At 58.1% G+C, this 26,879-nt stretch carries 31 protein-coding genes and 1 riboswitch; of the genes, 21 read left to right on the forward strand and 10 right to left on the reverse strand.

Going from position 1 to position 26,879, the window contains the following annotated elements:
- Positions 1-2: 2 nt before the first annotated feature.
- The 5 genes from RQI55_RS09675 (at position 3) to RQI55_RS09695 (ending at position 5,081) form a co-directional block, all read left to right on the forward strand.
- Positions 3-1,628, forward strand: coding sequence for a cisplatin damage response ATP-dependent DNA ligase (locus RQI55_RS09675; protein WP_243256480.1), 1,626 nt, complete (start codon positions 3-5; stop codon positions 1,626-1,628).
- A 92-nt stretch (positions 1,629-1,720) separates the two neighbouring features.
- Entirely contained in the window at positions 1,721-2,665 is a 945-nt protein-coding gene (locus RQI55_RS09680; RefSeq protein ID WP_243256479.1) for a S9 family peptidase, read from the forward strand.
- Between the two features lie 88 nt (positions 2,666-2,753).
- Entirely contained in the window at positions 2,754-3,644 is an 891-nt protein-coding gene (locus RQI55_RS09685; protein ID WP_243256478.1) for a L,D-transpeptidase, read from the forward strand.
- Positions 3,645-3,836: 192 nt separating this feature from the next.
- Positions 3,837-4,574: a L,D-transpeptidase gene (locus tag RQI55_RS09690; protein ID WP_082249897.1), complete on the forward strand. Its 738-nt coding sequence runs from the start codon at positions 3,837-3,839 to the stop codon at positions 4,572-4,574.
- Positions 4,575-4,733: 159 nt separating this feature from the next.
- Positions 4,734-5,081, forward strand: a complete 348-nt coding sequence (locus tag RQI55_RS09695) for an NINE protein (RefSeq protein ID WP_347568966.1) — start codon at positions 4,734-4,736, stop codon at positions 5,079-5,081.
- A gap of 5 nt (positions 5,082-5,086) precedes the next feature.
- Here the strand turns inward: RQI55_RS09695 and RQI55_RS09700 are convergent, their stop codons facing one another.
- Positions 5,087-5,533 carry a MarR family winged helix-turn-helix transcriptional regulator gene (locus tag RQI55_RS09700; protein WP_243256476.1) on the reverse strand — a complete coding sequence of 149 codons (447 nt, stop codon included), beginning with the start codon at positions 5,531-5,533 and terminating at the stop codon, positions 5,087-5,089.
- 194 nt (positions 5,534-5,727) lie between these two features.
- Between RQI55_RS09700 and RQI55_RS09705 the strand changes: the two genes are divergently transcribed.
- Entirely contained in the window at positions 5,728-6,150 is a 423-nt protein-coding gene (locus tag RQI55_RS09705) for an organic hydroperoxide resistance protein (RefSeq protein ID WP_311272512.1), read from the forward strand.
- A gap of 65 nt (positions 6,151-6,215) precedes the next feature.
- Here the strand turns inward: RQI55_RS09705 and RQI55_RS09710 are convergent, their stop codons facing one another.
- On the reverse strand, positions 6,216-7,112 hold the full coding sequence (locus tag RQI55_RS09710; RefSeq protein WP_311272513.1) for a LysR family transcriptional regulator: 897 nt from the start codon (positions 7,110-7,112) through the stop codon (positions 6,216-6,218).
- Positions 7,113-7,240: 128 nt separating this feature from the next.
- On the opposite strand from RQI55_RS09710, the gene RQI55_RS09715 reads away from it, so the two are divergent.
- Positions 7,241-7,963: an SDR family oxidoreductase gene (locus tag RQI55_RS09715; RefSeq protein WP_311272514.1), complete on the forward strand. Its 723-nt coding sequence runs from the start codon at positions 7,241-7,243 to the stop codon at positions 7,961-7,963.
- On the forward strand, positions 7,926-8,231 hold the full coding sequence (locus RQI55_RS09720; RefSeq protein ID WP_311272515.1) for an Atu4866 domain-containing protein: 306 nt from the start codon (positions 7,926-7,928) through the stop codon (positions 8,229-8,231). Before RQI55_RS09715 ends, RQI55_RS09720 begins: the two co-directional genes overlap by 38 nt.
- 62 nt (positions 8,232-8,293) lie before the next feature.
- Here RQI55_RS09720 and RQI55_RS09725 read toward each other — a convergent pair whose 3' ends face one another.
- On the reverse strand, positions 8,294-9,859 hold the full coding sequence (locus tag RQI55_RS09725; RefSeq protein WP_311272516.1) for a DUF853 domain-containing protein: 1,566 nt from the start codon (positions 9,857-9,859) through the stop codon (positions 8,294-8,296).
- Positions 9,860-10,070: 211 nt separating this feature from the next.
- On the opposite strand from RQI55_RS09725, the gene RQI55_RS09730 reads away from it, so the two are divergent.
- The gene (locus tag RQI55_RS09730; RefSeq protein ID WP_192063608.1) at positions 10,071-10,463 is read left to right on the forward strand and encodes a DUF937 domain-containing protein; all 393 of its coding nucleotides are present in this window, start codon (positions 10,071-10,073) and stop codon (positions 10,461-10,463) included.
- A gap of 10 nt (positions 10,464-10,473) precedes the next feature.
- Here RQI55_RS09730 and RQI55_RS09735 read toward each other — a convergent pair whose 3' ends face one another.
- Positions 10,474-10,902: a helix-turn-helix domain-containing protein gene (locus RQI55_RS09735; protein WP_311272517.1), complete on the reverse strand. Its 429-nt coding sequence runs from the start codon at positions 10,900-10,902 to the stop codon at positions 10,474-10,476.
- 103 nt (positions 10,903-11,005) lie between these two features.
- On the opposite strand from RQI55_RS09735, the gene RQI55_RS09740 reads away from it, so the two are divergent.
- A complete protein-coding gene (locus tag RQI55_RS09740) occupies positions 11,006-11,764 on the forward strand; it encodes an SDR family oxidoreductase (RefSeq protein WP_243256469.1) in 759 nt (252 codons plus the stop codon).
- Between the two features lie 116 nt (positions 11,765-11,880).
- Here RQI55_RS09740 and RQI55_RS09745 read toward each other — a convergent pair whose 3' ends face one another.
- The 3 genes from RQI55_RS09745 to tam form a co-directional block, all read right to left on the reverse strand.
- Positions 11,881-12,708: an aldo/keto reductase gene (locus RQI55_RS09745; RefSeq protein WP_243256468.1), complete on the reverse strand. Its 828-nt coding sequence runs from the start codon at positions 12,706-12,708 to the stop codon at positions 11,881-11,883.
- A gap of 160 nt (positions 12,709-12,868) precedes the next feature.
- A complete protein-coding gene (locus tag RQI55_RS09750; protein WP_243256467.1) occupies positions 12,869-14,161 on the reverse strand; it encodes a TadE/TadG family type IV pilus assembly protein in 1,293 nt (430 codons plus the stop codon).
- 147 nt (positions 14,162-14,308) lie between these two features.
- Positions 14,309-15,079 carry a trans-aconitate 2-methyltransferase gene (tam, locus tag RQI55_RS09755; protein ID WP_243256466.1) on the reverse strand — a complete coding sequence of 257 codons (771 nt, stop codon included), beginning with the start codon at positions 15,077-15,079 and terminating at the stop codon, positions 14,309-14,311.
- Between the two features lie 231 nt (positions 15,080-15,310).
- Here tam and RQI55_RS09760 point away from each other — a divergent pair, with 231 nt between their 5' ends.
- Positions 15,311-16,198 (forward strand): branched-chain amino acid aminotransferase, encoded by an 888-nt coding sequence (locus tag RQI55_RS09760; protein WP_243256465.1) that lies wholly within the window; start codon positions 15,311-15,313, stop codon positions 16,196-16,198.
- Between the two features lie 46 nt (positions 16,199-16,244).
- Here the strand turns inward: RQI55_RS09760 and RQI55_RS09765 are convergent, their stop codons facing one another.
- Complete coding sequence (locus RQI55_RS09765; RefSeq protein ID WP_311272518.1) at positions 16,245-17,144, reverse strand: LysR family transcriptional regulator ArgP; 900 nt, start codon at positions 17,142-17,144, stop codon at positions 16,245-16,247.
- Between the two features lie 90 nt (positions 17,145-17,234).
- Between RQI55_RS09765 and RQI55_RS09770 the strand changes: the two genes are divergently transcribed.
- The 10 genes from RQI55_RS09770 (at position 17,235) to RQI55_RS09815 (ending at position 24,233) form a co-directional block, all read left to right on the forward strand.
- Positions 17,235-17,843 carry a LysE/ArgO family amino acid transporter gene (locus RQI55_RS09770; protein WP_311272519.1) on the forward strand — a complete coding sequence of 203 codons (609 nt, stop codon included), beginning with the start codon at positions 17,235-17,237 and terminating at the stop codon, positions 17,841-17,843.
- A 69-nt stretch (positions 17,844-17,912) separates the two neighbouring features.
- A complete protein-coding gene (locus RQI55_RS09775; RefSeq protein ID WP_311272520.1) occupies positions 17,913-18,467 on the forward strand; it encodes an N-acetyltransferase family protein in 555 nt (184 codons plus the stop codon).
- Between the two features lie 202 nt (positions 18,468-18,669).
- On the forward strand, positions 18,670-19,272 hold the full coding sequence (locus RQI55_RS09780; RefSeq protein WP_042618259.1) for a superoxide dismutase: 603 nt from the start codon (positions 18,670-18,672) through the stop codon (positions 19,270-19,272).
- A 97-nt stretch (positions 19,273-19,369) separates the two neighbouring features.
- Positions 19,370-20,215 carry a metallophosphoesterase gene (locus tag RQI55_RS09785; RefSeq protein WP_311272521.1) on the forward strand — a complete coding sequence of 282 codons (846 nt, stop codon included), beginning with the start codon at positions 19,370-19,372 and terminating at the stop codon, positions 20,213-20,215.
- A 139-nt stretch (positions 20,216-20,354) separates the two neighbouring features.
- A complete protein-coding gene (locus tag RQI55_RS09790) occupies positions 20,355-20,990 on the forward strand; it encodes a LysE family translocator (RefSeq protein WP_311272522.1) in 636 nt (211 codons plus the stop codon).
- A 161-nt stretch (positions 20,991-21,151) separates the two neighbouring features.
- Positions 21,152-21,583, forward strand: coding sequence for a cytochrome c (locus tag RQI55_RS09795; RefSeq protein WP_311272568.1), 432 nt, complete (start codon positions 21,152-21,154; stop codon positions 21,581-21,583).
- 69 nt (positions 21,584-21,652) lie between these two features.
- The gene (locus RQI55_RS09800) at positions 21,653-22,570 is read left to right on the forward strand and encodes a cytochrome c (protein ID WP_311272523.1); all 918 of its coding nucleotides are present in this window, start codon (positions 21,653-21,655) and stop codon (positions 22,568-22,570) included.
- A 29-nt stretch (positions 22,571-22,599) separates the two neighbouring features.
- Positions 22,600-22,856, forward strand: a riboswitch (cobalamin riboswitch).
- 151 nt (positions 22,857-23,007) lie between these two features.
- The gene (locus RQI55_RS09805; protein ID WP_243256459.1) at positions 23,008-23,190 is read left to right on the forward strand and encodes a CbtB-domain containing protein; all 183 of its coding nucleotides are present in this window, start codon (positions 23,008-23,010) and stop codon (positions 23,188-23,190) included.
- Positions 23,191-23,203: 13 nt separating this feature from the next.
- Entirely contained in the window at positions 23,204-23,917 is a 714-nt protein-coding gene (locus tag RQI55_RS09810; protein ID WP_243256458.1) for a CbtA family protein, read from the forward strand.
- A 1-nt stretch (position 23,918) separates the two neighbouring features.
- Complete coding sequence (locus RQI55_RS09815; protein ID WP_243256457.1) at positions 23,919-24,233, forward strand: hypothetical protein; 315 nt, start codon at positions 23,919-23,921, stop codon at positions 24,231-24,233.
- On the opposite strand, the gene RQI55_RS09820 is transcribed toward RQI55_RS09815, so the two are convergent.
- Both RQI55_RS09820 and RQI55_RS09825 read right to left on the reverse strand, forming a co-directional pair.
- Complete coding sequence (locus tag RQI55_RS09820) at positions 24,230-24,796, reverse strand: DJ-1/PfpI family protein (RefSeq protein WP_311272524.1); 567 nt, start codon at positions 24,794-24,796, stop codon at positions 24,230-24,232. The genes RQI55_RS09815 and RQI55_RS09820 overlap by 4 nt on opposite strands.
- Before the next feature lie 176 nt (positions 24,797-24,972).
- A complete protein-coding gene (locus RQI55_RS09825) occupies positions 24,973-26,877 on the reverse strand; it encodes a methyl-accepting chemotaxis protein (protein WP_042618448.1) in 1,905 nt (634 codons plus the stop codon).
- Between the last annotated feature and the right edge of the window lie 2 nt (positions 26,878-26,879).

The raw sequence follows: 26,879 nt of genomic DNA on the forward strand, positions 1-26,879 counted from the left end.
GTATGAAAGCCTTCGCAAACCTACTCGACCGCCTGGTCCTGACCCCGTCGCGAAACGGCAAGCTCAAGCTGTTGTCCGATTACTTCCGTGATGCACCGGACCCGGACCGGGGCTACGGCCTTGCCGCCATTGCAGGCACGCTGGACCTGAAAAGCGTCAAGCCCGCTATGCTGCGCGAGCTCGTGCTGGAACGCATGGACGACGTGCTGTTTCGCTATTCCTATGACTATGTCGGCGATCTGGCCGAGACGATTTCGCTTGTGTGGGATACCAGCCAGCCACAGGAACGGCCTGCCATCGAAGATCCCGGCCTTGGCGAAATCGTCACGATGATGAATTCGCTGGGGCGAACGGAAGTGCGCCCCGCCGTGCGGGATCTTCTGGACAGGCTGGAGCCGTCTTCGCGCTTCGCCTTTCTGAAACTCGTCACCGGCGGTCTGCGCATCGGCGTTTCCGCACGGCTTGCGCGTCAGGCGCTGGCAGATTTCGGCGGGCGCGACATTACCGAAATCGAAACCCTGTGGCATGGGCTGGAGCCGCCCTATGAGCCGCTGTTTGCATGGCTGGAGGGAAAGTCCGAACGCCCGGTTCTGGCCACGCCCGCAATCTTTCATTCCGTCATGCTTTCCACGCCCGTCGGCGATAACGACCTGCAAAACCTCGATCCGCAGGATTTCGTTGCCGAATGGAAGTGGGATGGCATTCGCGTTCAGCTGTCGCGCTCAGGCGATACGCGCAAGCTCTATTCCCGCTCTGGCGATGACATATCCGGCGCTTTTCCCGACATTCTCGAGCGCATCAACTTCGAAGGCGTTGTCGATGGCGAGTTGCTGATTGGCGGCACGGCTCGTTCCAATCTTGCGACCCGCACCTTCTCCGATCTTCAGCAACGTTTGAACCGCAAAACGGTCACGGCCCGCATGCTGGAGGAGTATCCGGCCTTCCTGCGCGCCTATGATGTGTTGTTCGAAGGCGAAGAGGATGTTCGCGGCGAGGTCTTTCTCAAGCGCCGTGAGATATTGACAGGCATGATCGAAGATGCGCCACATGATCGGTTCGATCTGTCGCCGCTGGTGCCGTTTTCCAGTTGGGATGAGCTGGAGACGCTGCGCAAAGCGCCGCCTGATCCTGTCATTGAAGGTGTGATGATCAAGCGCAAGGACAGCCTGTATCAGGCGGGCCGTGCCAAGGGGCCGTGGTTCAAGTGGAAACGTGATCCCTTCAACATCGATGCCGTGATGATGTACGCCCAGCGTGGCCACGGCAAACGCTCGAGCTACTATTCCGATTTCACCTTCGGCGTCTGGTCGGAAACGGAGGAGGGCGAGCAACTCGTTCCTGTCGGCAAGGCCTATTTCGGCTTTACCGATGCCGAGCTGGAGGTGCTGGACAAGTTCGTGCGCGATAACACGGTGGAGCGTTTCGGCCCGGTGCGTGCCGTGCGTGCCACGCCGCAGTTCGGTTTTGTGCTGGAAGTGGCGTTCGAAGGCATCAACCGTTCCAATCGCCATAAATCCGGCGTAGCCATGCGCTTTCCTCGAATCGCCAGATTGCGCGCGGACAAACTGCCATCGGAGGCGGATCGCCTGTCCACGCTAATGGCGATGATTGACGATAAATCGGGTTAGGCTTTCTTGCGCATTCGCAAAACAGTGAATGGACAATTCAATCACTTAGTGGTGAAATTAACGTGCGCTTAATACAATTTCGGACCTCTCATATGGCAGAGAAACCCTCGTCCTCCGGTGCTTTCACTGAGACGCGCCTCACACGACGCAACCTTCTGGCAGGTGCAGCCGGTCTTGTCGCCGCGTCTTCGCTGCCGCTGACTGCCCATGCCGCGCTGTCCATTCCCGAAATTCTTCCGCTTGCACGCGAAGATTATGCCACAGCGCGCAAACAGTTTCACACGCATCTGCTGCGCAAGATTGCAGCGCCTGAAAAATCCACACCGCTCGGAACGCCTCCGGGTGCCAGCCGCGTGACCTATCCCGGTGGACCCAACGGCTCCATAGAGCTGGTTGCATGGCTTTCGCACTATGAGCCGGGCAAGACACTGAAGCCAGCCGTGCTGTTTCTCCATGGCGGCAACGCCACGGGTGACGGGCACTGGGCGCTGATGAAGCCCTATTGGGAAGCAGGTTTCGTGGTTCTCCTGCCATCGTTCAGAGGTGAAAACGGCCAGCAGGGCAATTATTCCGGCTTTTACGATGAGACGTCCGATGCGCTGGCGGCTGCGTCCTATCTGGAAAATTTGCCCGGAGTGGATTGCGACCGGCTGTTCCTCGCGGGTCATTCCAATGGCGGCACTCTTTCGCTGCTGGCATCCATGACGCGGAAATTCCGGGCTTCTGCTCCCATCTCCGCAGGCGTCAATTCATGGCGATACTTCAACCGCTATTCGGATGAAATATGCTTCGATGATCGCAACGAGGAAGAGTTCATCATGCGCTCTTCCGTCTGCTTCGGGCCGAGCCTGAAATGTCCGACTTTGCTTTTGCGGGGCACGGAGGAAAGACCCTTCGACGCCGACCACAAGCTTTTGATGGAGCGGGCGCGTTTTGCGGGCATGCCCATCGACAATATGCTGCTGCCGGGCAACCATAATGGCGTGGTCCCCGGTGCCGTTGTCGAGAGTATTCGCTTCTTCAATCAGTTCGCGTAACACCTGCCATAACCGCAAATGCCTCCAGCTTCGCGCCAGCCGGGTAGGGCAATGTAGTGGAAACGATGTCTCCCTGTGAAGCGGTTCCATGACAGTACCCTTGAAAACCTGCCGTCGCCTTGTGTCTTTTGCTGTGCTCGCGCTTCTGCCGCTGTTGAGCGGTTGCCTGTTCATCACCGACACCAGCCGCATGAACCCTGACGTGTTCGTGCAGGAAACGGCGCCGGTCTTCAATTACAACAATGTCGGCTCCATTCCGCGCCCGCCACTGCCGCCAACGCCGGGCTCCATCAACAGCCGTCCGCCGCAACTCTTCCAGTCGCAGTTCCAGCAGCTTTATGGTCCGCCATCCACCGCAAAGCCCACAGGTTCTGGCCTCACGCCGGGCTATAGCAACCAAACGCGTGGTTACGGCCTGCCGGTATCCAACCCTTTGCACCGCGTGATGTATGACCAGATCAGTGATGACGGCCATACATTGCCTGCCATTCCCTATTCGCGTGTCGACCCCCGCTTTCTGCGCCAGGACGTGGACTACCAGACGGCGGAAGCGCCGGGCACGATCGTTGTCGATACCAAGCAGCATTTCCTCTATCTCGTGCAGCCGGGCGGCAAGGCCGTTCGCTATGGCGTGGGACTTGGCCGCGATGGCTATGCCTGGGCCGGTCGCGGCAAGATACAGTGGAAAGCGAAATGGCCGCGCTGGACGCCGCCAAATGAGATGGTGGAACGACAACCGGAACTGGCGTCTGTCTCGGCTGCCAATGGCGGCATGATCCCCGGTCTCAACAATCCGCTCGGTGCCCGGGCGCTTTACATTTTTAAGGATGGCAAGGACACGCTGTACCGGGTGCATGGCACGCCGGACTGGCAATCCGTGGGCAAGGCCACCTCATCCGGTTGCGTGCGCATGCTCAATCAGGATGTCATCGATCTCTTTGACCGCGTGCCTCAGGGCGCGCCGATTGTGGTTATCTGATCACGCACCCCAGGAAAGCTCGTCTCCAGTGCCAGTGTTGCACTAGCGCCACTGGCCGTTAGTTATGTATTAACTACTATACTAATAGGTGAGATGTCGTGGAACAAACGACGTACAGCGAGATTGATGGGTGATTCCGCAAACCCGCGTAACATCCGCCCCCGATCGCTTCGATGTGAGAAAAACGGCCTTATGATGAGCACCGACACAGACTTTTCCAGACGTACCTTCCTTTCCCTCCTTGGCCTTTCCTCCGCATCGCTTCTGGCAGGTTGCGCGTCGTCAGGCTTTAGGCCTTCAAACGGTGCCGAGCCCGGTAGCCTTGCAGGCAGCATTGCGGGCGATTTCCGCTCGATGTTTGCAGGCGGCATGTCCGATTCCGAACTGGCCGTCATGTACGGCACGGTGGAAGATGGCGGTTATGTCATCCCTGCCATCCCCTACCAGAATATCGACCGTCGCTATTATCGCCAGCGCGTGGTTGATCCAACGGGCGAGCCAGCCGGCACCGTGGTTGTCGATACGCGTTCGCGCTTCCTCTATGTGGTCGAGCCCGGCGGTTCCGCAATGCGCTACGGCGTCGGCATTGGCCGTGAAGGCTTCGCCTGGTCGGGCGAGGGCGTCATCCAGTGGCGTCAGAAATGGCCAAAATGGACACCGCCAGACGAAATGGTTGCCCGTCAGCCAGAGCTGGTCAAGTTCTCTTCCAAGAACGGCGGCATGCCACCGGGCCTCAAAAACCCGCTCGGCGCCCGCGCGCTCTACATCTTCCAGAACGGCAAGGACACGCTGTACCGCCTCCACGGCTCTCCTGAGTGGAACTCCATCGGCAAGGCCGTATCATCCGGCTGCGTGCGCCTGATGAACCAGGACGTCATCGACCTCTATGACCGCGTGCCGAACAAGGCGCGCGTGGTGGTTTGGCAGTAAGTAAGCCGATCATACGAGACAATTGAAGCCCAGACAGATCATCAACTTCTGGGCTTTTTTTACAAACATGGCCTTGAACTCAATTTTAGATTGATATTTTCTTTTTCGGCACGATAATTGCTCCTGCGAACACGTCTGGAGAATGCATCATTGGTCAATGTGCCAAAAATTTCCCGAAGCGCTGCTACCAGTTCCAATCAAGAGCCATATTGGACGAAGCTTCCCGACCGCAAGATCACATGGGTTGCCTATCTTCTTCTTTTAATGGGCGGCGGCGGATTGCTAGGATTCCACCGCTTCTATCTCGGCTATAAGAGATCGGCAAAATTGCAACTCGCGCTGGGCGTGACAGTTTTTCTGCTGCCATTTTTCGCAAGCAGAAATCTTCTCACCGAAGCGCTTTTTTACGCCGCTCTCGTTTGGTATTTCGTAGACATCTTCTTGATCCCCGGAATGCTGCGTGCTGCAAACAGCCGTGCTGTGCCAGCGGAAGGTCGCTCCGAGTGACAAGCTCACTCCTTCGCCAAATTTTCCTTCAACGCATTCAGCTGGTCGCGTAGCTTTCCAAGCTCGTCCAGGCTGCAGCCGGTCGCCTCGCCAATGGCGCGCATGACTTCGGCTGCCTTGGTCTTCATCTCGGCGCCGTCAGGCGTCAGCGCGATCATTACCTGACGTTCGTCCACCGTGCCGCGTTTGCGCGTAATCAGGCCAGCCTGTTCCAGCCGCTTGAGCAGGGGAGAGAGCGTGCCGGAATCCAGCCCCAGCATTTCGCCCAGCGCCTTTACGGTCGCGGTCTCTTTTTCCCAGAGCGCCATCAGAACCAGATATTGCGGATAGGTGAGCCCAAGAGGCTCGAGCAGGGGCTTATAGGCGCGGTTGAATGCATGGGACGCGCCATACAGCGCAAAACATATTTGCATGTCGAGCCTCAAAAGGCCTTCCATCGTTCCATCATCCATATCAGGGCTCCAAAATGCGGCTGCGTAGGGAACAATTTATCCCGTCACTCGGTTCCTGCCCTATGCACATCGCAACGCAATCTCCGCACCACCTATCGCAGAAACAGAAAAAATCCTCAATGTGCAAAATTATATTGCGCACAATTAAATTGCGGTATATGTAATCTTCAACATTCACACCAAGGAGCAGTGACATGGCAATTCTCTACACAACAAAAGCATCAGCAACAGGCGGCCGCGCTGGCAATGCAAAGTCTGAGGATGGCGTTCTGGACGTTACGCTGACGGTTCCTAAGGAACTGGGTGGCGATGGCGCAACCGGCACCAACCCTGAGCAGCTCTTTGCTGCCGGCTACTCCGCCTGCTTCCTCGGCGCGTTGAAGAACGTGGCTGGCAAGGAAAAGATCAAGATTCCAGAAGACACAAGCGTCACAGCAACGGTCGGCATCGGCCCACGCGAAGACGGCACCGGCTTCGGCATCGAAGTGTCGCTGCAGGTCAACATTCCCGGCCTCGACAAGGACACGGCTGAAGACCTGGTGAAAAAGGCCCACATCGTTTGCCCTTACTCCCACGCCATGCGGACCTCCACTGAGGTTCCAGTTTCTGTCGCCTGATTGCGTCCCCCGCCATCAAGCGATAGTGGAAGGGCTGGCCGAAAGGTCGGCCCTTTTTCGTTTGGTCATGCCGCTCTCGGCATACGGACGTTGTCTATGAAGGCGCGCAGCTTGGGTGCCAGATTGCGGCGGCTTGGATAATAGAGATAAAAGCCCGCGAAGCTGGGGCAATGCTCTTCCAGCATCGAGACGAGTTGCCCCCTTTCGAGATAGGGGCGAAACGTTTCTTCCATGCCAAATGTTATGCCAGCACCGGCGCAGGCCAGCTTGATCATTAGCTGCATATCATTGGTGGTGAATTCCGGCTCCACCGCGACGGAAAATTCCCGGCCATTTTCCGCAAACTCCCATCGATAGGGCGCAACACCGGGGCGAGGGCGCCAGCCGATGCATGTGTGGTCGATCAGTTCGCTTGGGTGCGTGGGTAATCCGCGATGGTTCCTATAGGCTGGAGAGCAGACCGGCAGCTGCCGCTGCACAGCGGAGACAGGAACAGCGATCATGTCCTGCTCGATCAATTCCCCCAACCGTACACCCGCATCATATTGCTCGGCCACAATGTCGAACTCCTCATCGGTCACGACAATATCAAGCTGCACCTGCGGATGCGCCTCTGCGAACCCGGCAAGCAGCGGGCCGGAGAGAAAGCTTTCCGCAATCGAGGATACGGCGAGCCGTAGCCGCCCACGCGCCGTGCCGCTGAGAGAAGAGGTGGACAATGTTGCCTGCACCAGATTGGCGATGGACGGCGAGATCTCCTCATAGAGTTGCTGCCCTGCCTCGGTCAGGCTGACGCAGCGGGTGGTGCGTTGCACAAGCGCGATGCCCATCGCTTCCTCAAGTTTGCGAATTGTCTGGCTGACGGCGGAGCGGGTAACGCCAAGGCGATCAGCTGCCGCGCGAAAATTGCGCTCATCAGCGACCATGCAGAAAATGGAGAGGGCATTGAGATCGATGTTCATTGGTTAGGATATCTACCCATTGAGGTTAGAATTGAGGCAGTTCTAACGACAATGCCAAAGCTTTATCTCTGGTGCAACGGCGCGTCCTCGCAAAAGGGGGCGGTCGCAACATCAAGGGAGATCTCACCATGGCATTGAACAAAGTCGTCCTCATCACCGGTGCCTCAAGTGGCATTGGCGAAGGCATTGCGCGGGAGCTTGCAGCGGCAGGTGCAAAACTCGTTATCGGCGCTCGCCGCATGGACCGTCTGGAAGCGTTGGCCGAGGAGCTGCGCCAAGCCGGTGCCGAGGTTATCGCGCACCCGCTCAACGTGACGGACCGCGAGAGCGTCGCAGCCTTTGCCGAGGCGGGACGCAAGGCTTTCGGCCAGATCGACGTCATCGTCAACAATGCGGGCATCATGCCGCTTTCGCTCATGTCGTCGCTCAAGGTTGCCGAATGGGAACGCATGATAGACGTCAACATCAAGGGTGTGCTTTATGGCATCGCCGCCGTATTGCCGGATATGACCCGCGCAAAATCCGGCCACATCATCAACGTTGCCTCCATCGGCGCGCTGGCTGTATCGCCCACCGCTGCGGTTTATTGCGCGACGAAATTTGCCGTCCGGGCTATTTCCGATGGTCTGCGTCAGGAAAACAGGGACATTCGCGTTACCTGCATCCATCCGGGCGTGGTGGAAAGTGAATTGGCCAACACAATCACCGACCCTGCCGCTGCCGAACTCATGGCAGGTTACCGCGCCATTGCGCTGAAGCCGGCCGCCATCGGCCGGGCCGTACGCTTTGCCATCGAGCAGCCCGGCGACGTCGATGTCAACGAGATCGTCGTTCGCCCCACGGCCGGTTGAGGCCATGGGCATGACGGCTGATACGGAGAAAAAGAGCCACCCCTATATCGGCATGTGGGTGACGGGCGATGGCCATATCCGGCACGAGTTATTGCCCAATGGCCGCTATGATGAGGCGCGGGGAAATCGCAACAGCGCCTATCAGGGGCGCTACGAGATGAAGGGTCACCACATCGATTACTGGGATGATACCGGTTTCACGGCTGATGGCGAGTTTATCGATGATGTGCTCTATCACGCCGGAATGGTTCTCTATCGAGAGACATAGCGGCCCAGAATAAACCCTCCCGCATTCCGTGGTCATCACGAAATGCGGGAGTAGCTAATACGTTACCGCCGCAAGTTGCCCAGAAGGCCGCGCACCAAGGCGCGCCCGACAGAGCTTGCAACCGTGCGGGCCGCACTCTTCATGGCCGCTTCGATAACCGTTTCCCGCTGATAGCCGCCAGCCTTGCGTTTGGTACCTGACGTGGAAGCCTGTGTTGGCTCTTCATCGCCGAAGCCGGGCAGTTTCCAGCGGCCAGCGGCGCTGTCTGCCGGTTGGTTGGCCTCTTCCTCGGCTGCGCGTTTGGCGGCTTCCGCCTCGGCAGCTTTCTGCGCACGTGCGGCCAGCAGCTCGAATGCCGATTCGCGGTCCAGATCTTCGTCATAGAGACCCGCAACCGGGCTTGTACTCATAATGGCGCGGCGTTCATCATCCGTTACGGGGCCGACACGGCCTGATGGCGGGCGTACCAGCGTGCGCTCCACGATGGATGGTGCACCCTTATCACCCAGCGTGGAGACCAGCGCCTCGCCGGTGCCGAGCGTGGTGATGGCATCTGCGGTGCTGAAGGCCGGGTTCTGGCGGAATGTATCGGCTGCCGTCTTCACGGCTTTCTGCTCCCGTGGCGTATAGGCCCGCAGCGCGTGCTGAACGCGGTTGCCGAGCTGCGCCAGCACCGTTTCCGGCACGTCCAGCGGGTTTTGTGTGACGAAATAAACGCCGACTCCCTTGGAGCGGATCAGGCGCACGACCTGTTCCACGCGCTCCACCAGCACGCGGGGTGCATCATTGAACAGGAGATGCGCTTCATCGAAGAAGAAGACGAGCTTCGGCTTGGTCGGATCGCCCACTTCCGGCAGTTCCTCGAACAGTTCCGAGAGCATCCAGAGCAGGAATGTGCCGTAGAGGCGCGGGTTCATCATCAGCTTGTCGGCGGCAAGAACCGAAATCGTGCCGCGCCCGTCAGGTGTGGTGCGCATGATATCGGAAATCTTGAGCGCCGGTTCACCGAAGAAATGCTCGGCACCCTGCTGTTCCAGCACCAGCAAGCCGCGCTGAAGCGAGCCGACGGAGGATTTGGAAACCAGCCCGAACTGGTTGGAAAGGTCTGTCGCGTGCTCACCCATATAGTTGAGCAGCGCCTGCAAGTCCTTGAGATCCAACAGCGGCAGACCACCCTGATCGGCAATCTTGAAGGCGATGTTCAAAACGCCTTCCTGCGCTTCCGAAGCATCCATGAGGCGCGCCAGCAAAAGCGGTCCCATCTCGGCAATGGTGGTGCGCACGCGGTGGCCTTTTTCGCCGTAGAGATCCCAGAAGATGACGGGGAATTGCTCGAAGGTGAGGTCGGTAAAGCCGATCTGCTCTGCGCGCTTCGTCACCCATTCCTTGGCTTCGCCTCTGGCCGCAATGCCGGACAGATCGCCCTTCACATCGGCGCAGAAAACGGGAACGCCAGCCTTGGCAAAGCCTTCCGCCAGAACCTGCAGCGACACCGTCTTGCCGGTGCCGGTTGCGCCGGTGATGAGGCCGTGGCGGTTGCCGAATCGTAAGTCCAGATATTCGCCCTTGTTCAGGCTGTCATCGGCGTTCCGGCTGGTGCCGATGTAGAGCTTTCCATCCTGCAACATCAGGCATATTCCTCCCGTCATCAGGGCGTGAGCGCCCTTTATCCAATCTTTGCAATATTCTTATATGAACTGGCTGCGGGCTCAACACCTGTTTGATAAGCTTGTGGAAGCGATGGCAAACTTGAGCGCACCTTCATTTCCAGCCTTGTGCCAAAACGTCAGTTGTTTTACGTTGACGTTAACGTCATTTATTCGTTTCCGGAGGAACATTATGAGCGAAATCGTAACCCAGGTTGCCGACAAGGTTGGTATCGAGCATGACAAGGCCGAAAAGGCGCTGGGCATGATGCTGGGCTTCCTTCAGCGCGAAGCTGACGATGCACCGGTTGCACGGATGATCGAAGCCATTCCCGGCGCGCCTGATCTCGTGGCCCGTTTTAACGGCGAAGGCAAGGGCGGCGGCGGTTTGCTGGGTGGCCTGATGAGCGCAATTGGCGGCGGCGGCATTATGGGCCTCGGCCAGCAGCTGATGAGCCAGGGCCTCGGCATGGGCGAAATTTCCGCGCTAGCAAAAGAAACCATCGCCATTGCCCGCGTGCATGCAGGCGATGAAACCGTGGATCAGGTTATTGCCTCCGTTCCGGGCCTAAGCCAGTTTGCTTAAGTAAAACTGATCAGATTGCGGGGCGTGGAGGGCGGTCGTTGAACGCCTTTCGCGCCCTTTCTATGTCTGCATGGTTCTGTTCCGCCCAGATCCACACGCCGCAAAAGGCGCTGCCCAGACTTTGGCCCAGCGGCGTCAGGCTGTAATCCACATGCGGCGGAATGACCGGGTGGACCACGCGGTGCACCAGCCCGTCGCATTCCATCTGCCGCAGGGTCTTGGTCAGCATTTTCTGGCTGATGCCCTCAACATGGTGGCCGATTTGCGTGAAACGCAACGTGCCGCGCTCTTCCAGAACCTCAAGAATCAGCATCGTCCACTTGTCCGCCACCTTGGCGATAATATCGCGCACCAGCGCCTCGATCACCGGATCGGTCGTCTCGGGCGGAGGCGCCTTGCGCCGTTCTTCGATGGTGTCATCGGCCAGATGCCTTTTCATACAGACACTCTCCTTTGGGTGCGTATAAATCTTTCAGGTGCCTACTGTGTTTGAGAGAGCAGCCTACCTACTCTTTGTATCAGCAACAAGGAAGGATACTCCCATGCAAGTCACAGGCAACACCATCCTCATCACCGGCGGCGGCACCGGCATTGGCCGCGCGCTGGCGGAAGGGTTTCACGCGCTGGGAAATCAGGTCATCATCTCAGGCCGTCGCGCAGAGGTGTTGCAGGAGGTGGCCGCCGCAAATCCCGGCATAGCGTGGGCAACGATGGATGCAAGCGATGCGGCGGGCATTCGCGCCTTTGCCGATAAGCTCATCGCTGATCATCCAAACCTCAATGCGGTCATCAACAATGCCGGTATCATGAAGAATGAGGACATCGCTACCGCGCCTGATTATCTCGACATCGCCGAGGAAACGATCACCACCAACCTCTTGGCCCCCATCCGCCTCACCGCCGCGCTGCTTCCGCATTTCCTGAAGCAACCGCGGGCAGCCGTGCTGACGGTATCGTCCGGCCTTGCCTTCGTGCCCATGGTTGCGACACCCACCTACAGCGCCACGAAATCGGCCATCCACGGATATTCCATGGCCATCCGCGAGCAGTTGAAAGACACATCAGTCGATGTCATCGAGATCATCCCGCCCTATGTGCAGACAACGCTCCAGGGCGAGCATCAGGCAACGGACGAGCGCGCCATGCCGCTGGAGGCCTATATTTCCGAGGTGATGGATATTCTGACCAACCAGCCGGATGCGACCGAAGTGGTTGTCGAGCGCTGCAAGCCGCTTCGTTTTGCCGCGCAGAACGGCAATATCGATCAGGTCTTCGCAATGGTGAACGGTGTGCATTCCTAAAGGAAGAGGAGGGCAACCAGCTTGTCCCCACTCTCTCTCAACGTCATCCTCGGGCTCGTCCCGAGGATCTAACCACGTCTCCACATTCGCAACTTATGACGAATGCAAACTGACGCCTACTTGTCCCATTCCGGGGCCAAATGACTTGGATTGACAATGCGGCCATCCGCCTTTGCCAGTGCAAAGATCGCCTGCATCTCGTCGCTCGATAGTTCGAAATCGAAGATATCGTAGTTTTCCTGCAGGCGGCTTTCGGTCGCCGTCTTGGAAAGCGCGATGAGATCAGGCTGCTGCACGGCCCAGCGCAGCGCCACCTGAGCGGCGGTCTTGCCGTGTTTCGAACCGATATCCTTCAGAACGGCATCGCCGGGCACCTTGCCATCCGCCATCAGATAATAGGCGGTGATGGAGATGCCATGTTTGCGTGCGGCTTCGATGACCTTGGTTTGGTCGAGATAGGGATGGTATTCGATCTGGTTGTTGGCAATTGGGGCGTCGGAGAGTTTGACGGCCTCATCCATCAGCGCGACATTGAAATTGGAAACGCCGATATTGCGGACCTTTCCGGCCTTGTGAACCTCGTTCAGTGCGCCGATGCGCTCGGCCAGCGGCACGTCGCTCTTTGGCCAGTGCAGCAGCAGAAGATCGACGTAATCTGTCTTCAGCTTCGTCAGGCTTTCATCCACGGATTTGATGAAATCATCGTGGCGGTACTGGTCGACCCAGACTTTCGTCGTGAGAAAAATATCGCCACGGGCAATGCCGGATTTGGCGATGACATCACCGACGGATGCTTCGTTTTTGTAAATCTGGGCGGTGTCGACATGGCGGAAGCCGAGCTTCAACGCCTGCGGAAGAATGCGCTGGACATCGTCATCCGGCATACGGAACGTGCCGAAACCAAGCGCCGGAATAGCTGCGCCATTGGCGGTTACTGTGTGCATGAATATTCTCCCATGTGAATTCCGCCCTGCAGATTGCAAGGCGATAATGGCAAGGGAATAAGTGGGGCGGATGAGATTTGGTTCAACCGGCGCGGCTGGTTTAAAGCCGGATCTGCCGGATGGCACCCCTTGAGCGGGTGCCATCCGGCGCGTTTTCAACTCAACTTGTGAGGCGCGGGGAGGTGATGATCCGCTTGAAAAGTGCGGCCATGGCGTCGCTGATGCCTTCCGTCGGGCTCACTTCGAAATAAAGACCGGGCGTTGCGCATTCTTCCATGCGGGTGCTGATCTGAGACTGGAAGGGGCTGATCCAGGTATTGTACCAGTCATCTTCTGGCAGGGGCAAATAGGTGGTGTAGAGCACCGCAATTCTGTAACCCTTTTCTTTCAGCGCGGTGCAGAAACGTGTGTCGATTGGTTCCTGACAGCGGCCATTGTTGGCGCGCTTGGTGCAACTGGTCGTCTTGTAGCTGTCGCCCACGCCATCGGATACGAAGAACACCACCTTGTCCGGCGAGGCAGAGCTTGTGCCATTCCCGACAGTTCCCATCTTGGTGCCAAGCGCGGTCAATGTATTGTCAAAATCCGTCAACTGGCTTTCGGAACTCTTCTTGGAAAGCGCCGACATCAGGTCAATTTTCTCGGCTTTCTTCTTGGCATTTGCCAGATTGGTCGTAAGCGGCACGACTTCCGTCAGCTCGGCATCCTGCGCCTTTTCGCCGAATGTATAAACTGCCATGCGATATTGATCGCTGGTCTTGCGCAGCGATGTCGCCGTGTCCATCAGCGCGGCTGTGGCCTGTGCCACCACATTGATGCGCGTGGTCACGCCGAGTTTCTTGGCAAGGTGGTAATAGCTGTTCTTGTCATCGACGCCGTCTATGCTGACCACGTGACAGGCAAAGGCGCATTTGTCCTTGGTGTTGTCCACCATCTTCTTCACATCTGCAGGCGTCGCGCCAACACCCATGGAAGGTGTGTTGTCCAGCAACAGATAGAAATCGCTGTAGGTTTCGGTCTCGTATTTTGCCGTCGCCTTGACGCTCACGGTCATGAAGTTCTTGCCGAGAACGCGTGAGAGCGACGTCTGGACGGAAGCTGAAAAGCTCACATTGGATTGCACGACATTGCCGACCTTCTCAACGGAGACGTTCACGCTCTCCACCTCAAAATCGTTGCGGCCAACGGCATCGGCTTCGAAAAAGCTCAGCGCCTCATTTTCGGGGATGACGATTTTACCATCGGCCTTCATCTTGCGGGCGGCTTCGACCTCTTTCGAGGATTTCGCCACGGCTGCGAGCGCCGCCGCATCGGCTGCGTTCTGCAGATCTTGCTTCACCACCATTGCCTGGCTGATATCCAGCGCAACGCCTGCCGCTCCAAACATGGGAACAGCCAGCAGCGCTGTCAGAATACCGAAATTACCTGCCTTGTCGTGCCAGAAATGACGCACGTTCTACCCTCTCGCTTTATAATCGCGGCTAGGATAGATGAACGGAATTGAAAACCCGTTGCTGGATATCACTAATATCTCGTGAAGATATAACGCCAATACTTTAAGTAAAGCATGTGAACTTTAGCTCATCAGAATTCATATCCGCTATTTTTTGACGGCAACAACGAACAGGCGCGGAAAGCGCAGCAGGCGTCGCCCGTCTGCCATGGGCGGGTAGGCGGCGTCGATACGCTTGAGATAATCGGCCAGAAAAGCGTCGCGATTGTCTTCGCCCGCCGCATCCAGGTAGGGGCGAAGGCCGGTGCCCTTCACCCATTCGACAATGGCCTGCGCATTCTGCATGGGGTGATTATAGATGGTGTGCCACGCATCCACCCGTGCCGATTTGGGAGACAGTCGCTCGACATATTCGGTGGGTTCCGGCAACGGTTGGCGGCGCAATTTCGCGCCCGTAAATGCTGCCTGCCACGGCCCGGCAGCACCGGTTTCTTCCATGGCAATATGCGTTGGCTCGTCCAGATTATCCGGCATCTGTACCGCCAGAACACCGCCGGGCTTCAGGTGATCCATCAGGCCTTCGAGAATGTCGATATGGTTGGGCAACCATTGAAAGACGGCATTGGCATAGAAAAGATCCGCCTTTTGCCTGGGCTGCCATGTTGCCAGATCCGCCTGTTGAAACTGCGTCGTGGGAAGGCGTATCCGCGCCTTTTCCAGCATGTCGGCATCGCTATCCACGCCGGTTATGACGTTGACACCGAAGCGTTCGGCCAGAAGCTCGGTGGAATTGCCGGGCCCGCAGCCCAGATCGTAACCCGCCGCCAACCGCTCCAGCGGCACCTGTGCCAGAAGGTCACGGGCAGGGCGGGTCCGCTCGCTTTCGAATTTCAGATATTGTTGGGCAGACCAGGCCATGTCGCACTCCTTTGTCTTCCTTCAATATCGCATGCGGCGAAGTCTCGGGCCAGACGATTTTCATCACAAAATCTGATGGGTTGATCGATGCTGTTTGCGCGTCGCGCAATAAAAACGCTCCAAAGGACTGGTTTCCTGTAACTTTCCATCAAATTCCGAAATCGACCGTTTTTAATCTTGACGCAAAAGGTCGAGAGGCATTCATTCCCGCCATTGCACAAGGAGAACACTATGTCCGTCGATACATCGCCCCGTTCCCCCACCTGGACCTATGTCGATGGTCAATGGCTTCCCGGCAACCCTCCGTTGATCGGGCCGACATCGCATGCCATGTGGCTTGCATCGACGGTGTTTGATGGCGCGCGCTGGTTCAATGGTCTTGCACCGGATCTCGATCTGCATTGCCAGCGCGTCAACCGCTCTGCCGTCAGCATGGGCATGAAGCCGACCTTCACGCCGGAAGAGATTGCCGCACTCGCCTTGGAAGGTGTTGCGAAATTCGATGGCAACGTCGCCATCTACATCAAGCCGATGTATTGGGCCGAACACGGCATGCCCGGCAGCATCGTGGCACCGGACGCGTCATCCACGCGCTTTGCCCTGTGCCTGTTCGAAGCACCGATGGATGCGGGCGCACCGGTGACGCTGACCGTGTCGTCCTACCGCCGCCCATCGCCGGAAACGGCCATGACGGATGCCAAGGCTGGCAGCCTTTATCCCAATAGTGGCCGCGCTATTCTCGAAGCCCGCTCACGTGGTTTCGGCGGCGCTTTGATGCTGGATATGAACGGCAATGTTGCCGAAACGTCCTCGGCCAACGTCTTCATGGTCAAGGATGGCGTGGTCTTCACACCTGTTCCGAACCGCACCTTCCTTGCCGGCATCACCCGCACCCGCGTCATGGGCCTTCTGCGCCAAGCCGGTTTCGAGGTGCGCGAAGCAACGCTGTCGGCTCAGGATTTCCGTGAGGCGGATGAAATCTTCTGCTCGGGCAACTATTCCAAGGTGTCGCCGGTGACAAAGCTTGATGATCGCGAGCTGCAGGCCGGACCCGTGGCCCGCAAGGCGCTGGATCTCTACATGGAATGGGCGGCTGATCTGGGTGCGCACACCGAGTAATTCGTCACTGCGAGGGCGAGGGGCAATCCTTCGCTCTCAACTTTACCTACTGCACCAGAACCTCTCGCGCCCCATCCATGATGGCTTGCGTCAAAGGCTTCAGCCGGTCCGCTGCCAGACGGTTGACCTGCCAGTAGAGCGGAATATCCAGCGGCGTTGCGGGCACCAGTTCCACCAGCCTGCCGGATGCGAGATAATCTTTCACGAGAAGGTGCGGGTTCATGCCCCAGCCCATGCCCATAAGGGCTGCATCCACGAAGGCTTGCGTGGAGGGTAGCCAGTGGGTGGGGTAGACCACGTCAGCGCCGAACTGCTGTGCGATCCACGTCAATTGAAGCCTGTCCTTCTGGCTGAAGGTGAGGGCTGGCGCTTCCGATAGGCGGGCTTTCGTGACGCTGCCCTCGAAATACGTCTTCATGAAATCAGGGCTAGCCGTGGCGTGATAGCGCAGAGCGCCAAGAGGCACCACGCGGCATCCCTGCACCGGCTTTTCCAGGCTCGTCACCGCCGCCAGAACCCGGCCACGCTGAAGCCAGTCAGCCGTATAGTCCTGATCGTCTACGGCGATATTCAGCAGATAATTCGTATCTTTAGCAAAGCCCGAGATCGCATTCACAAACCATGTGCCGAGGCTATCGGCATTGGTGGCGATGTGAAGGGTCACGCGCTGGCCCGGCTCATCCGATGCAATCAGGGCCGGAAGTTGGTCGAAAAGCTCCATCTCCAGCATGCCCACATGCTCCATGTGGCGGCAGACCCATTCGCCCTTTTCGGTGGCCGTGCAGGGTTGGCCGCGAAGGATGAGCACGGCACCGAGCCGCTCTTCCAGCTGCTTGACCCTTTGGGAGATGGCAGACGGTGTGACGCGCAGCGCCATCGCCGCTTTCTCAAAGCTGCCCGTCTGCACCACCATGGCCACTGCGCGAAACGCCGCATAATCCAGCATAAGAGTTAGCCTGACTTAATCGAGATTAGGAACATTAATTAGATTAATCCTTGCGGCGCGATTATCCAAGCGTCGAACGGGGACAGGACAATGGATTTTTCGACATATCTGACGGGCTTTACGATGGGGCTGACTTTGATTGTCGCCATTGGTGCTCAAAACGCTTTCGTGTTGCGGCAGGGGCTGCGCGGAGAACACGTGCTGGCCGTGGTCGCCACCTGCGCCATATCGGAGGCCATTCTGGTTTCGGTCGGCGTTGCTGCTTTCGGCCAGATTGCGGCTGTCATGCCGGGGCTGGAACCCGCCATGCGCTATGCCGGTGCCGCCTTTCTGTTCTGGTATGGCGCAAAGAACCTGCAATCGGCATTGGGCGCGTCCAGCGTTCTCATCGCCGCATCCGGCAATGTCACGCCGCTTGCCTCCACACTCCTCACCTGCCTTGCGCTGACATGGCTCAACCCGCATGTCTATCTCGACACGGTTGTCTTGCTCGGCAGTATATCTACCCAGTTTCCCGGCGCGGAAGCATCCTTTGGGGCGGGTGCGGTGACTGCCTCCTTCGTGTTCTTTTCCACACTTGGCTTTGGTGCGCGCTGGCTGCGTCCGCTCTTTGCCAACCCGAGGGCATGGCGCATTCTGGAAGGCGTCATCGCGCTGACCATGTGGCTCATTGCCATCAAGCTGTTGACCGGCGGATAGGACTCGAAATAACAATTTTTAGGCGCTTACGAACTGTGCACATTCCATAATCGATTTTCAGGACCTGTCATGCAATCGCAGCTTAAACCCACCGTCACCATCCGCCCCGGCGAAGAGGCCGATCTAGCCACCATTACCGAGATTTACGGCCATGCCGTGCTGCACGGCACTGCCAGTTTCGAAATCGAACCGCCATCATTGGAGACGATGCGGGAGCGCAGACAGGCTTTGGTCGCCGGTGGTTTTCCCTATCTGGTGGCGGAAGTGGAGGGCGCTGTTGCGGGCTATGCCTATGCGGGCCTGCACCGTGCACGCCCAGCCTATGGCGCGACAGTGGAGGATTCCATCTATGTCGATCCTGAGTGCAAGGGCCTCGGCATTGGCAAGGCGCTGCTTTTGGCTCTGATCGAAGATGCGACAGCCCGTGGCTTCCGCCAGATGGTTGCCGTGGTGGGCGATTCGGACAATGCCGCCTCCATCGGTGTTCACCGCGCCGCAGGGTTCGATATGGTCGGCACGCTGAAATCGGTGGGCTGGAAACACGGTCGCTGGCTGGACATCGTGCTCATGCAGCGCCCGTTGGGCGAGGCTGACACGACCCCGCGCTTCAAGCCAGCGGTGTGAGGCGCAGGTCCGCCGAACGGATTTTCCTCAAACGGTACGCAAGGTCCGGCACGGGGGGTGTGAAGCCATAGCGATGAGAGGAATTTTCTCCGTTACCGGAACATTTTGATAATTCGCAGGTTGCCTCTCAGGGCGTCGGCTCCTATGGTCCGCGCACCAGGTTTCTAGGAGCGGTCACGCCGCTGCAACAAGGAGTAACACCATGGCCTTCGAACTTCCCGCACTGCCTTACGATTACGATGCGCTTTCGCCTTACATGTCTCGCGAAACACTTGAGCTGCACCACGACAAGCACCACAAGGCTTATGTGGACAACGGCAACAAGCTCGCGGCTGAAGCCGGTCTCGCTGATCTTTCGCTGGAAGAAGTGGTCAAGAAGTCCTTCGGCACGCATGCTGGCCTGTTCAACAACGCTGCCCAGCATTACAACCACGTCCATTTCTGGAAGTGGATGAAGAAGGATGGCGGCGGTAACAAGCTGCCAGGCAAGCTGGAGCAGGCAATCACGTCTGATCTCGGCGGCTACGACAAGTTCAAGGCAGATTTCATTGCCGCTGGCACCACGCAGTTCGGCTCCGGCTGGGCATGGCTGTCTGTCAAGAACGGCAAGCTTGAAATTTCCAAGACACCAAACGGCGAAAACCCGCTGGTTCACGGCGCAGAGCCTATTCTGGGCGTCGACGTGTGGGAACACTCCTACTATGTCGATTACAAGAACCTGCGTCCGAAGTACCTCGAAGCTTTCGTCGATAATCTCATCAACTGGGATTACGTCCTTGAGCGCTTCGAAGCTGCTTCCAAGTAAGACTTGGAGCCTCGCCTAAAGACAAACACCCGGCCTTGCGCCGGGTGTTTTCGTTTTGTCACATGGGTGTCATTGCCCCGGCCTATGCGGGGGCATCATGACAGACAAAACCGCACCTCTCTTCTCCTTCGGCATCGTCGCCGATCCGCAATATGCTGATATGCCGCCGCGCCCGGAAATGGGCCGCTATTATGCCGAAAGCCCGGCCAAGCTGGAGCAGGCCATCGAGGTCTTCAACGCCCATGACCTCGCCTTCGTCGTCACGCTTGGCGATATCATTGATCGCGGCTGGGAGAATTTCGACGCCATCCTCGCGCCCTATGGCAAGCTCAGACACCGCTCAGTTTTGTTATTGGGCAATCACGACTTCGCGGTCGCGCCGGAATATCTGCCGCAGGTGCATGAGCGGCTCGGAATGCCGTCGCCATGGTATGATTTCGTGGTCGGGAACGTTCGCTTCGTGGTGCTGGACGGCAGCGATGTCAGCACCTTCGCCCCACCGCTAGGCGATCCCCGCCGCGATCTGGCCGCGCAAAGGCTTGAGGGCTTGAAGCAGGCCGGTGCCCTCAACGCGCATGACTGGAACGGCTCGTTCAGCGACACGCAATTGGCATGGCTGGCACAAACGCTCGATGCTGCGGATGCTGCCGGTGAAACCGCAATCCTGTTTTGCCACTATCCGCTCTACCCGCAAAACGCCCATAATATGTGGGATGCGCCTGATATTCTGGCTCTGCTTGCGGCGCACCCCAGCGCAAAGGCATGGTTCTGCGGCCACAATCACGTCGGCAATTATGACAGCCTCGGCCACACGCATTTCCTGAATTTCAAGGGCATGGTGGATACGCCTGACGAAAACACCTTTGCCATCGCCGATGTCTACCGGGATCGCATCGATATCCGCGGCTTTGGCCGTGAAGAAAGCCGCACGCTGACGTTCTGAAGAGGGGGCGAAAACCCATCGTCAGCGAGATGATTTCACCACACATATTCATTTGATATTCCCCGGCAAAGCGGCTGATATCCGCGTCATATCGCTCATCCATTTTTTGACGAATGCCGTATTTTCAGGAATATTCGATATGTCTTATTCAGAAAACCTTTGGCTCTACTTCTCGCTTCTGTTCGGCATCATCATACTGCCCGGCATCGATATGCTGCTGGTTCTGGCAAGCTCTTTGACGGGCGGTCGGAAAGCGGGGCTTGCCGCCACATCGGGGATCATGGCGGGCGGAGTGGTGCATTCGCTTTATGGCGCTGTCGGGGTCGGGCTGCTGGCCAGCCTCATGCCGGTTCTGTTCACGCCACTGATGATTTTTGGCGCAGCCTATATGATCTGGGTCGGCATCGGCCTCATGCGCAGTTCCATCGTGGTGGAGGGGGATGAGGTCAGCGCCAGCGCCTCCGCCCGCCGTGCGTTTCAGCGTGGCGTCATCACATGCCTTTCAAACCCCAAGGCCTATCTTTTCATGATGGCGGTCTACCCGCAATTCTTAAAGCCGATCTACGGTCCTGTCTGGATACAGGGTATCATCATGGGGCTGATGACGGCGGGCACGCAACTTGCCGTTTATGGTACCCTGGCGCTGACGGCGGGCAAAAGCCGCGATTTGCTGGTGTCTTCGCCGCATATCACCATTTTCATCGGTCGAGCGGCCGGTCTGCTGCTGGTTGTGGTCGCTGGTTTCACACTGTGGGAAGCCCTTGCTTCCGGGTGATATGCGCCTGATAATGCTTCAAAAAAATCACTGCAATGTGACTTCTTTTTGCCATGTGGAACAGGCATCTTCGCCTTTGTGCGTCGCGCTGTTTTGCCGCAGGGATTACGTGATGACACGGAAGCATTCACCCGCCGGTGCGCGGACCCAGGAGAGACATGATGAAGCTTAGAATGATTGCCGCATCCCTTATGATAGGCTGTCTTTGCGCCGGTGCGGTTTCCGCAGCCGGCGAGGTTGAAAAGCGCGAAGGCTTGATGAAGGGTATCGGCGGTGCCATGGGCGCGCTGGGTGCCATCGCCAAGGGCGAAAAGCCCTATGACGCGGAAACCGTCAAAACCGCTGTCACCACCATCAGCGCCAATGCCAAGGCTTTCCCGGATCAGTTCCCAGCGGGTTCCGAGGGTGGCTCTGCTTCCCCGGCGATCTGGCAGAACTTCGCAGACTTCAAGGCGAAGTCCGATAAGCTGGCCTCTGATGCAGACATGGTTCTGGCACAGTTGCCAGCAGATCAGGCCAGCGTCGGTGCAGCGTTGAAGACGCTGGGTGGCGATTGCAGCAGCTGCCATCAGGCTTACCGCGTCAAGAAGTAATCAGCCCATCGGTCCGCCGGTCTTCGGCGGGCCTTTTTCATGATATCAATTTAAGAAGCGGAAACGGCAATGGCGTCCATTTGGGCAAAGCTGGCGGGCGGTGCTGTTGTTGCCGGTGCCGTCGGGTTCGGAATTTTCATGGGCGTCACCGCGCCCGAGCGCCAGGCACCGAGCCACTGGGCCAACCTTGGAGAACCCAACCTTGCCAATGGCGAGACATTGTTCTGGGCAGGCGGCTGCGCAAGCTGTCACGCCGCCCCCGATGCGATGGTAGATGCGCTGAAGACGCTGGCCGGTGGGCAGGCGCTGCCAAGCCCCTTCGGCACATTCCACATGCCCAACATTTCGCCGGATCCGCAGCACGGCATCGGCGCATGGACGCTCGCGCAGTTTGGCGATGCCATGACGCGGGGCGTGGGCAAGGATGGCGAGCACCTCTATCCGTCCTTCCCCTATAATTCCTATGCGCGCATGACGCCGCAGGATATCAACGACCTCTTCGCCTATCTGAAAACCTTGCCCGCCAGCACCAATGATGCGCCCGGCCACGATCTGCCATTTCCCTTCAACATCCGGCTTGTTCTTGGCGGCTGGAAGTTCCTGTATTTCGATAAGGGCGAACCGCGCGTCGAGATTGCCAACGCCAATGCGCAGGTCGTTCGCGGCCAATATTTGGTGGAAGGCCCCGGCCATTGCGGCGAGTGCCACACCCCGCGCGATGCGCTGGGCGGCTTCATGAAGGGCCAGTGGCTTGCCGGTGGACCGAACCCGGAAGGCGAGGGCCGCATTCCCGATATTCGCCCGGAATCGCAAACCATCGGCTCATGGAGTGAAGCCGATATCGCCAACTATCTGGAAACCGGCTTCACGCCGGACTTCGATAGCGCCGGTGGCTCCATGGTCAAGGTCCAGCAGAATATGGCCCGTCTTCCTGCCGAAGACCGCCAGGCGATCGCGGCCTATCTCAAGGCAATGCCTTCTCCCTGAGAAGCCATTGACTCCTCAACCCGTCCGCAGGATAACGGTTGTGTGATGGTCTTTCCGGTTCGCCCGGAAAGTGAAAAGGGAACACGATAGGAGCCTCAAGCTTTGATTCGTGGCTGCCCCCGCAACTGTGAGCGGAGAGCCTGAAAACGTATTGCCACTGGTTCGGCGCATCGGCACGAAATTCTCCGGGATTTCGTAAAGCACGATGCGAAACAAAGGACCGGGAAGGTGTTTTCAAGGTTGTGACCCGCAAGCCAGGAGACCTGCCATCACGTGAAGTGTCGTCAATACCGGCGGGGTGTCCGGAACAGCACGGTTTTCAGGTCGGGATATTCCCGCCTTCAAGACCCTGTGTCTCTTTTCCCCGTGGTGAATGTTGAATGCGGTCGTGGGTCTTTTGATCAGAATTACGCCCACCCGCACGTGAAAGGGTCACCATGTCTATCCACCAGAATACGGCGGCAAGCGCCGTCTCGTCCTCAACATCAAGACTTGCGCAATCGCTAACTGCAGCCTTGCTCGGCCTGTTCATCGTGGGCTTTGTCGGCTTTTCGCAGGTCGATGCCGTGCACAATGCCGCGCATGATACGCGCCACGCCAACGCCTTCCCTTGCCATTGAGGGGAGGAAGATCATGCCGTTTTTCCGTAACATCGTCTTCACCGCCGTTCTGGTGGGGTTGATTGCCGGTCTGGCCGTCAGCGCCATGCAGGCCATCGGCACCACGCCGCTCATCCTTCAGGCCGAAACCTTCGAGAGCGGCGGCGCAGAGGTTGCGCATGCGCACACCCATGAGGCCGGTGCACCCGCAGATCATCACCACGATCCAGAAGCTTGGGCGCCCGCCGATGGCTTCGAGCGCAATGCGTACACCATCGCCGCCAATGTGCTGACTGCCATCGGCTATGCACTGGTGCTGACGGCGTTGATTTCGCTTCGTAATTCCGCAGGTGGCTGGCGGGAAGGGCTGCTCTGGGGCCTTGCCGGTTTTGCCGCTGTCATGCTCGCCCCGGCCATCGGCCTGCCGCCGGAACTGCCCGGCAGTCCTGCCGCAGAGCTTGGTGCGCGTCAGATGTGGTGGGTCGCAACGGCTGCTGCCACGGCGGGCGGTCTGGCGCTACTTGCCTTCAAACGAGCGGAACCATGGGCGGTCATTCTGGCTCTGGTGTTGATGGTCGCTCCGCACATCATCGGCGCGCCCTTGCCGCCAGCGGGTGAACACGCGCTGGCACCTCTGCCGCTGGAGCGCCGTTTCGTCGTTCTCGCAACCGTGACCAGCTTCGTGTTCTGGATCATCTTGGGAACCCTGAGCGGCCATCTTCTCAAACGTTTCGACGTTGCGAGATAATATGGAAACCGCAAGCGAATGGAGCGACGGGCTCGATGCCTTGCGTTTTTCCGTTCCCGGCCATGGCGCACCCTGCGCCATGCACCGGCTGGCCTTTAAGGCTTTGCTGGGCAAAGAGCCGCAAAGGGAAGCGTGTCTTCAGTTCTTTGCTGAGAACCGCGAGGCCTTTCTCAAGGCCGCCTCAGCCAAGATCAGCAGCCTGACACTTGCCGCCGATCGCAGCCTGCACATCAACAGCAGAGACGTCAGGCGCGCGATGACAGAAAATCCGATTGAGGGGACTGCGCGTGCGTGTCGTGTGCTTGACCGCCGTTAGAGATGCTCCGCCGCAAACCCCGCCATCTCGGCCTCCGCCTCCGGCCCCCAGAGATCGAGCGCTTTCAATATTTCACTCGCAAAACTCACAGGTGCGGTTCCAGGTGCCGTGATGATGCCTTGGTCGCTGACGGCCTGGGGCTGGTCGAGGTAGTGTTCGGCACCCTCGTAGGTGATATAGGTGGAGTGTGACGCCACGGAATTTCCGGTGTGGGCCACGTTGTTCAACACGCCTGTTGCGGCAAGCGCACTCGCTGCTGCGCAAATGCCAGCCACTACGCGGTGCTGCGCGCGAAAGCGGTGGACGAGATCGGTGAAATCCGGTGCCATTTTCCGTTCCCAGATCAAGCCGCCGGGAATGACCAGCGCGTGAACAGTCTCCGGGTCCAGTGCGTCATAAGTCGTATCCGGGACGATCTTCAGCCCACCCATGGAGGTGAGGGGCGCACGATCGGGGGATGCGGTGACGATATCGACGCCCAGATAACCGCGCGCCATTGCCGTCAGAATAGCGGGCTCCCAATCAGCAAATTCCTCGGTCAGTGCCAAGGCAATACGGGGCATAGTCATCTCCTGCAATCATCGATGTTTGCTATGCTATCGGAAAAGCTTTTGAGCAAAAAGGCTGAAACTGGCAGGGGGGTGGCCGCGAGACCTCTTGAGGGAAATGGCTTAAGCTTTGCGCAACAAAAAACGCGGCATCAGATGCCGAGTTTTCTTTAGATTCAATGTTGTCCTGTTCAGGCTGCTGCGCGGTAGCGCTGGCCTGACTGACCGTTGCTTTCCAACCGGAAACGCTCAAGCTGGGCATGCAACTGGCGCGCTTCATCGGCTAGAATCTGGCTGGCGGCGGTGGTTTCTTCCACCATTGCGGCGTTCTGCTGGGTCATCTGGTCCATATGGTTGACCGAGCTGTTGATCTCTCCGAGCGCCATGGATTGCTCCGCAGCGGCCCGCGCAATGGTCGTAACATGGTCATCGACGCGGTTGACGAGCTCTTCAATCTCTTTCAGCGCTTCCCCGGTCGACAGAACCAGCGATACGCCACCCTTGACTTCATCTGCCGAGGTGGTGATGAGGCCCTTGATTTCGCGCGCAGCATTTGCCGAGCGTTGGGCCAGTTCGCGAACTTCCTGCGCAACCACAGCAAATCCACGACCCGCTTCACCGGCACGCGCAGCTTCAACACCGGCGTTCAGGGCAAGAAGGTTGGTCTGGAAGGCGATTTCGTCGATGACAGAGATGATCTGACCGATTTTCTGCGAGGATTGTTCGATCCGGCCCATGGCATCGATTGCGTTGCGAACGATGTTGCCGGATTTGCCAGCGCTGCTCTTGGTGTCGCGCACCATCTGCGTCGCTTCATTGGCACGCGCAGTCGATGTCTTGACGGTGGTTGTGATTTCTTCCAGGGCTGCAGCGGTTTCTTCGAGAGCTGCGGCCTGCTGTTCGGTGCGTCGTGCCAGCTGGTTGGCAGAGGAAGACAATTCGCCGGAATTGTCAGTGATAGTGCCTGCAGCATGGCGGATGGTCTGCATCGTGGCGCGCAAGGTTGCCAGCGTCTGGTTGACGTTGGTTTGCAGTTCAGCAAAGGCTCCCTGATAGCTGCCATTCATCTCCTGCGTCAGGTCGGCTTCAGACAGGGCAGCGATAACGCGGCGAACTTCTGTAACACCCAGATCGACATTAATGACCAGTTCATTGACGCTTTCTGCGAAAGTCTGCAGGTCCGCGTCTTCATACGTCTTGGCAATACGCTTGGAGAAGTCGCCAGCCGCAGCCGCAGCAACGATGCCGCTGATCGAGGACTGCAAGTCTTTGCTCTGCGCGGTGAGGGCGGCTTCTTGAGCTTCCATCTCACGCATCTGCATTTCGTTGGCTCTGAACACTTCAAGCGCACGGGCCATTTCACCAATTTCGTCCTGACGGTCCACACCACCGATCGGATCGTGCAGATCTCCCTTTGCAAGACGGCTCATCCGCTCGGTGAGCAGGCGCACAGGACGCGAGATGCCGCGTCCGCCAACAAACAGTCCGGCCATCACGCCGCCGATAATCGAGATCACGGCGGTCGTTACCAGAACGATCATCGTTACGCTGGACACGGAAAGCGCATTCGCACGCGATGCTTTCAGCTCTTCGCCGGAATAGGTGCTGTATACCTTCACAGCGGCGGTCACGGCCTTCTGGCCTTCAAGGCTGTCTGCAAGACCCGCCTTGAGCGCATCGGTCGTGATGGATGGGGTAGCGGTCAATTTCACCAGCGCCCGGATTTTATCAAAATAGGCATTGAGCGCTGTGCCGATGTCGGCAAGCTGCTTCTTTTCGGTTGCATCCGCAGCTGTCGCGATTTTGGGAAGGCGCTCCAGCATTTCCTTGGCGCGTTTCTCGGTTTCCGCTGCAAAATCTGCAGATTTCTCGGGCGCCAGAACCAGCTGGTAGGTCATGCGGCTGATTGCGATAATGTCTACACGCAGGTCCATTGCTTCGCGTGCAGCTTCTTCCTTCGTGCCGGTATCCTTCAAGGCAGTGCCAAGCGACATGAGGCCTTGAGTTCCAGCGATGGTGATTGCAAAGGCCGCAAGCCCCATGAGTGCAACCACCAGGCTAACTTTCTTCAAAATCGAAATATTGCTGATATTCATAT

The sequence above is a fragment of the Rhizobium sp. WCS2018Hpa-16 genome, assembly GCF_031843705.1.
Taxonomy (GTDB): domain Bacteria; phylum Pseudomonadota; class Alphaproteobacteria; order Rhizobiales; family Rhizobiaceae; genus Agrobacterium; species Agrobacterium tumefaciens_C.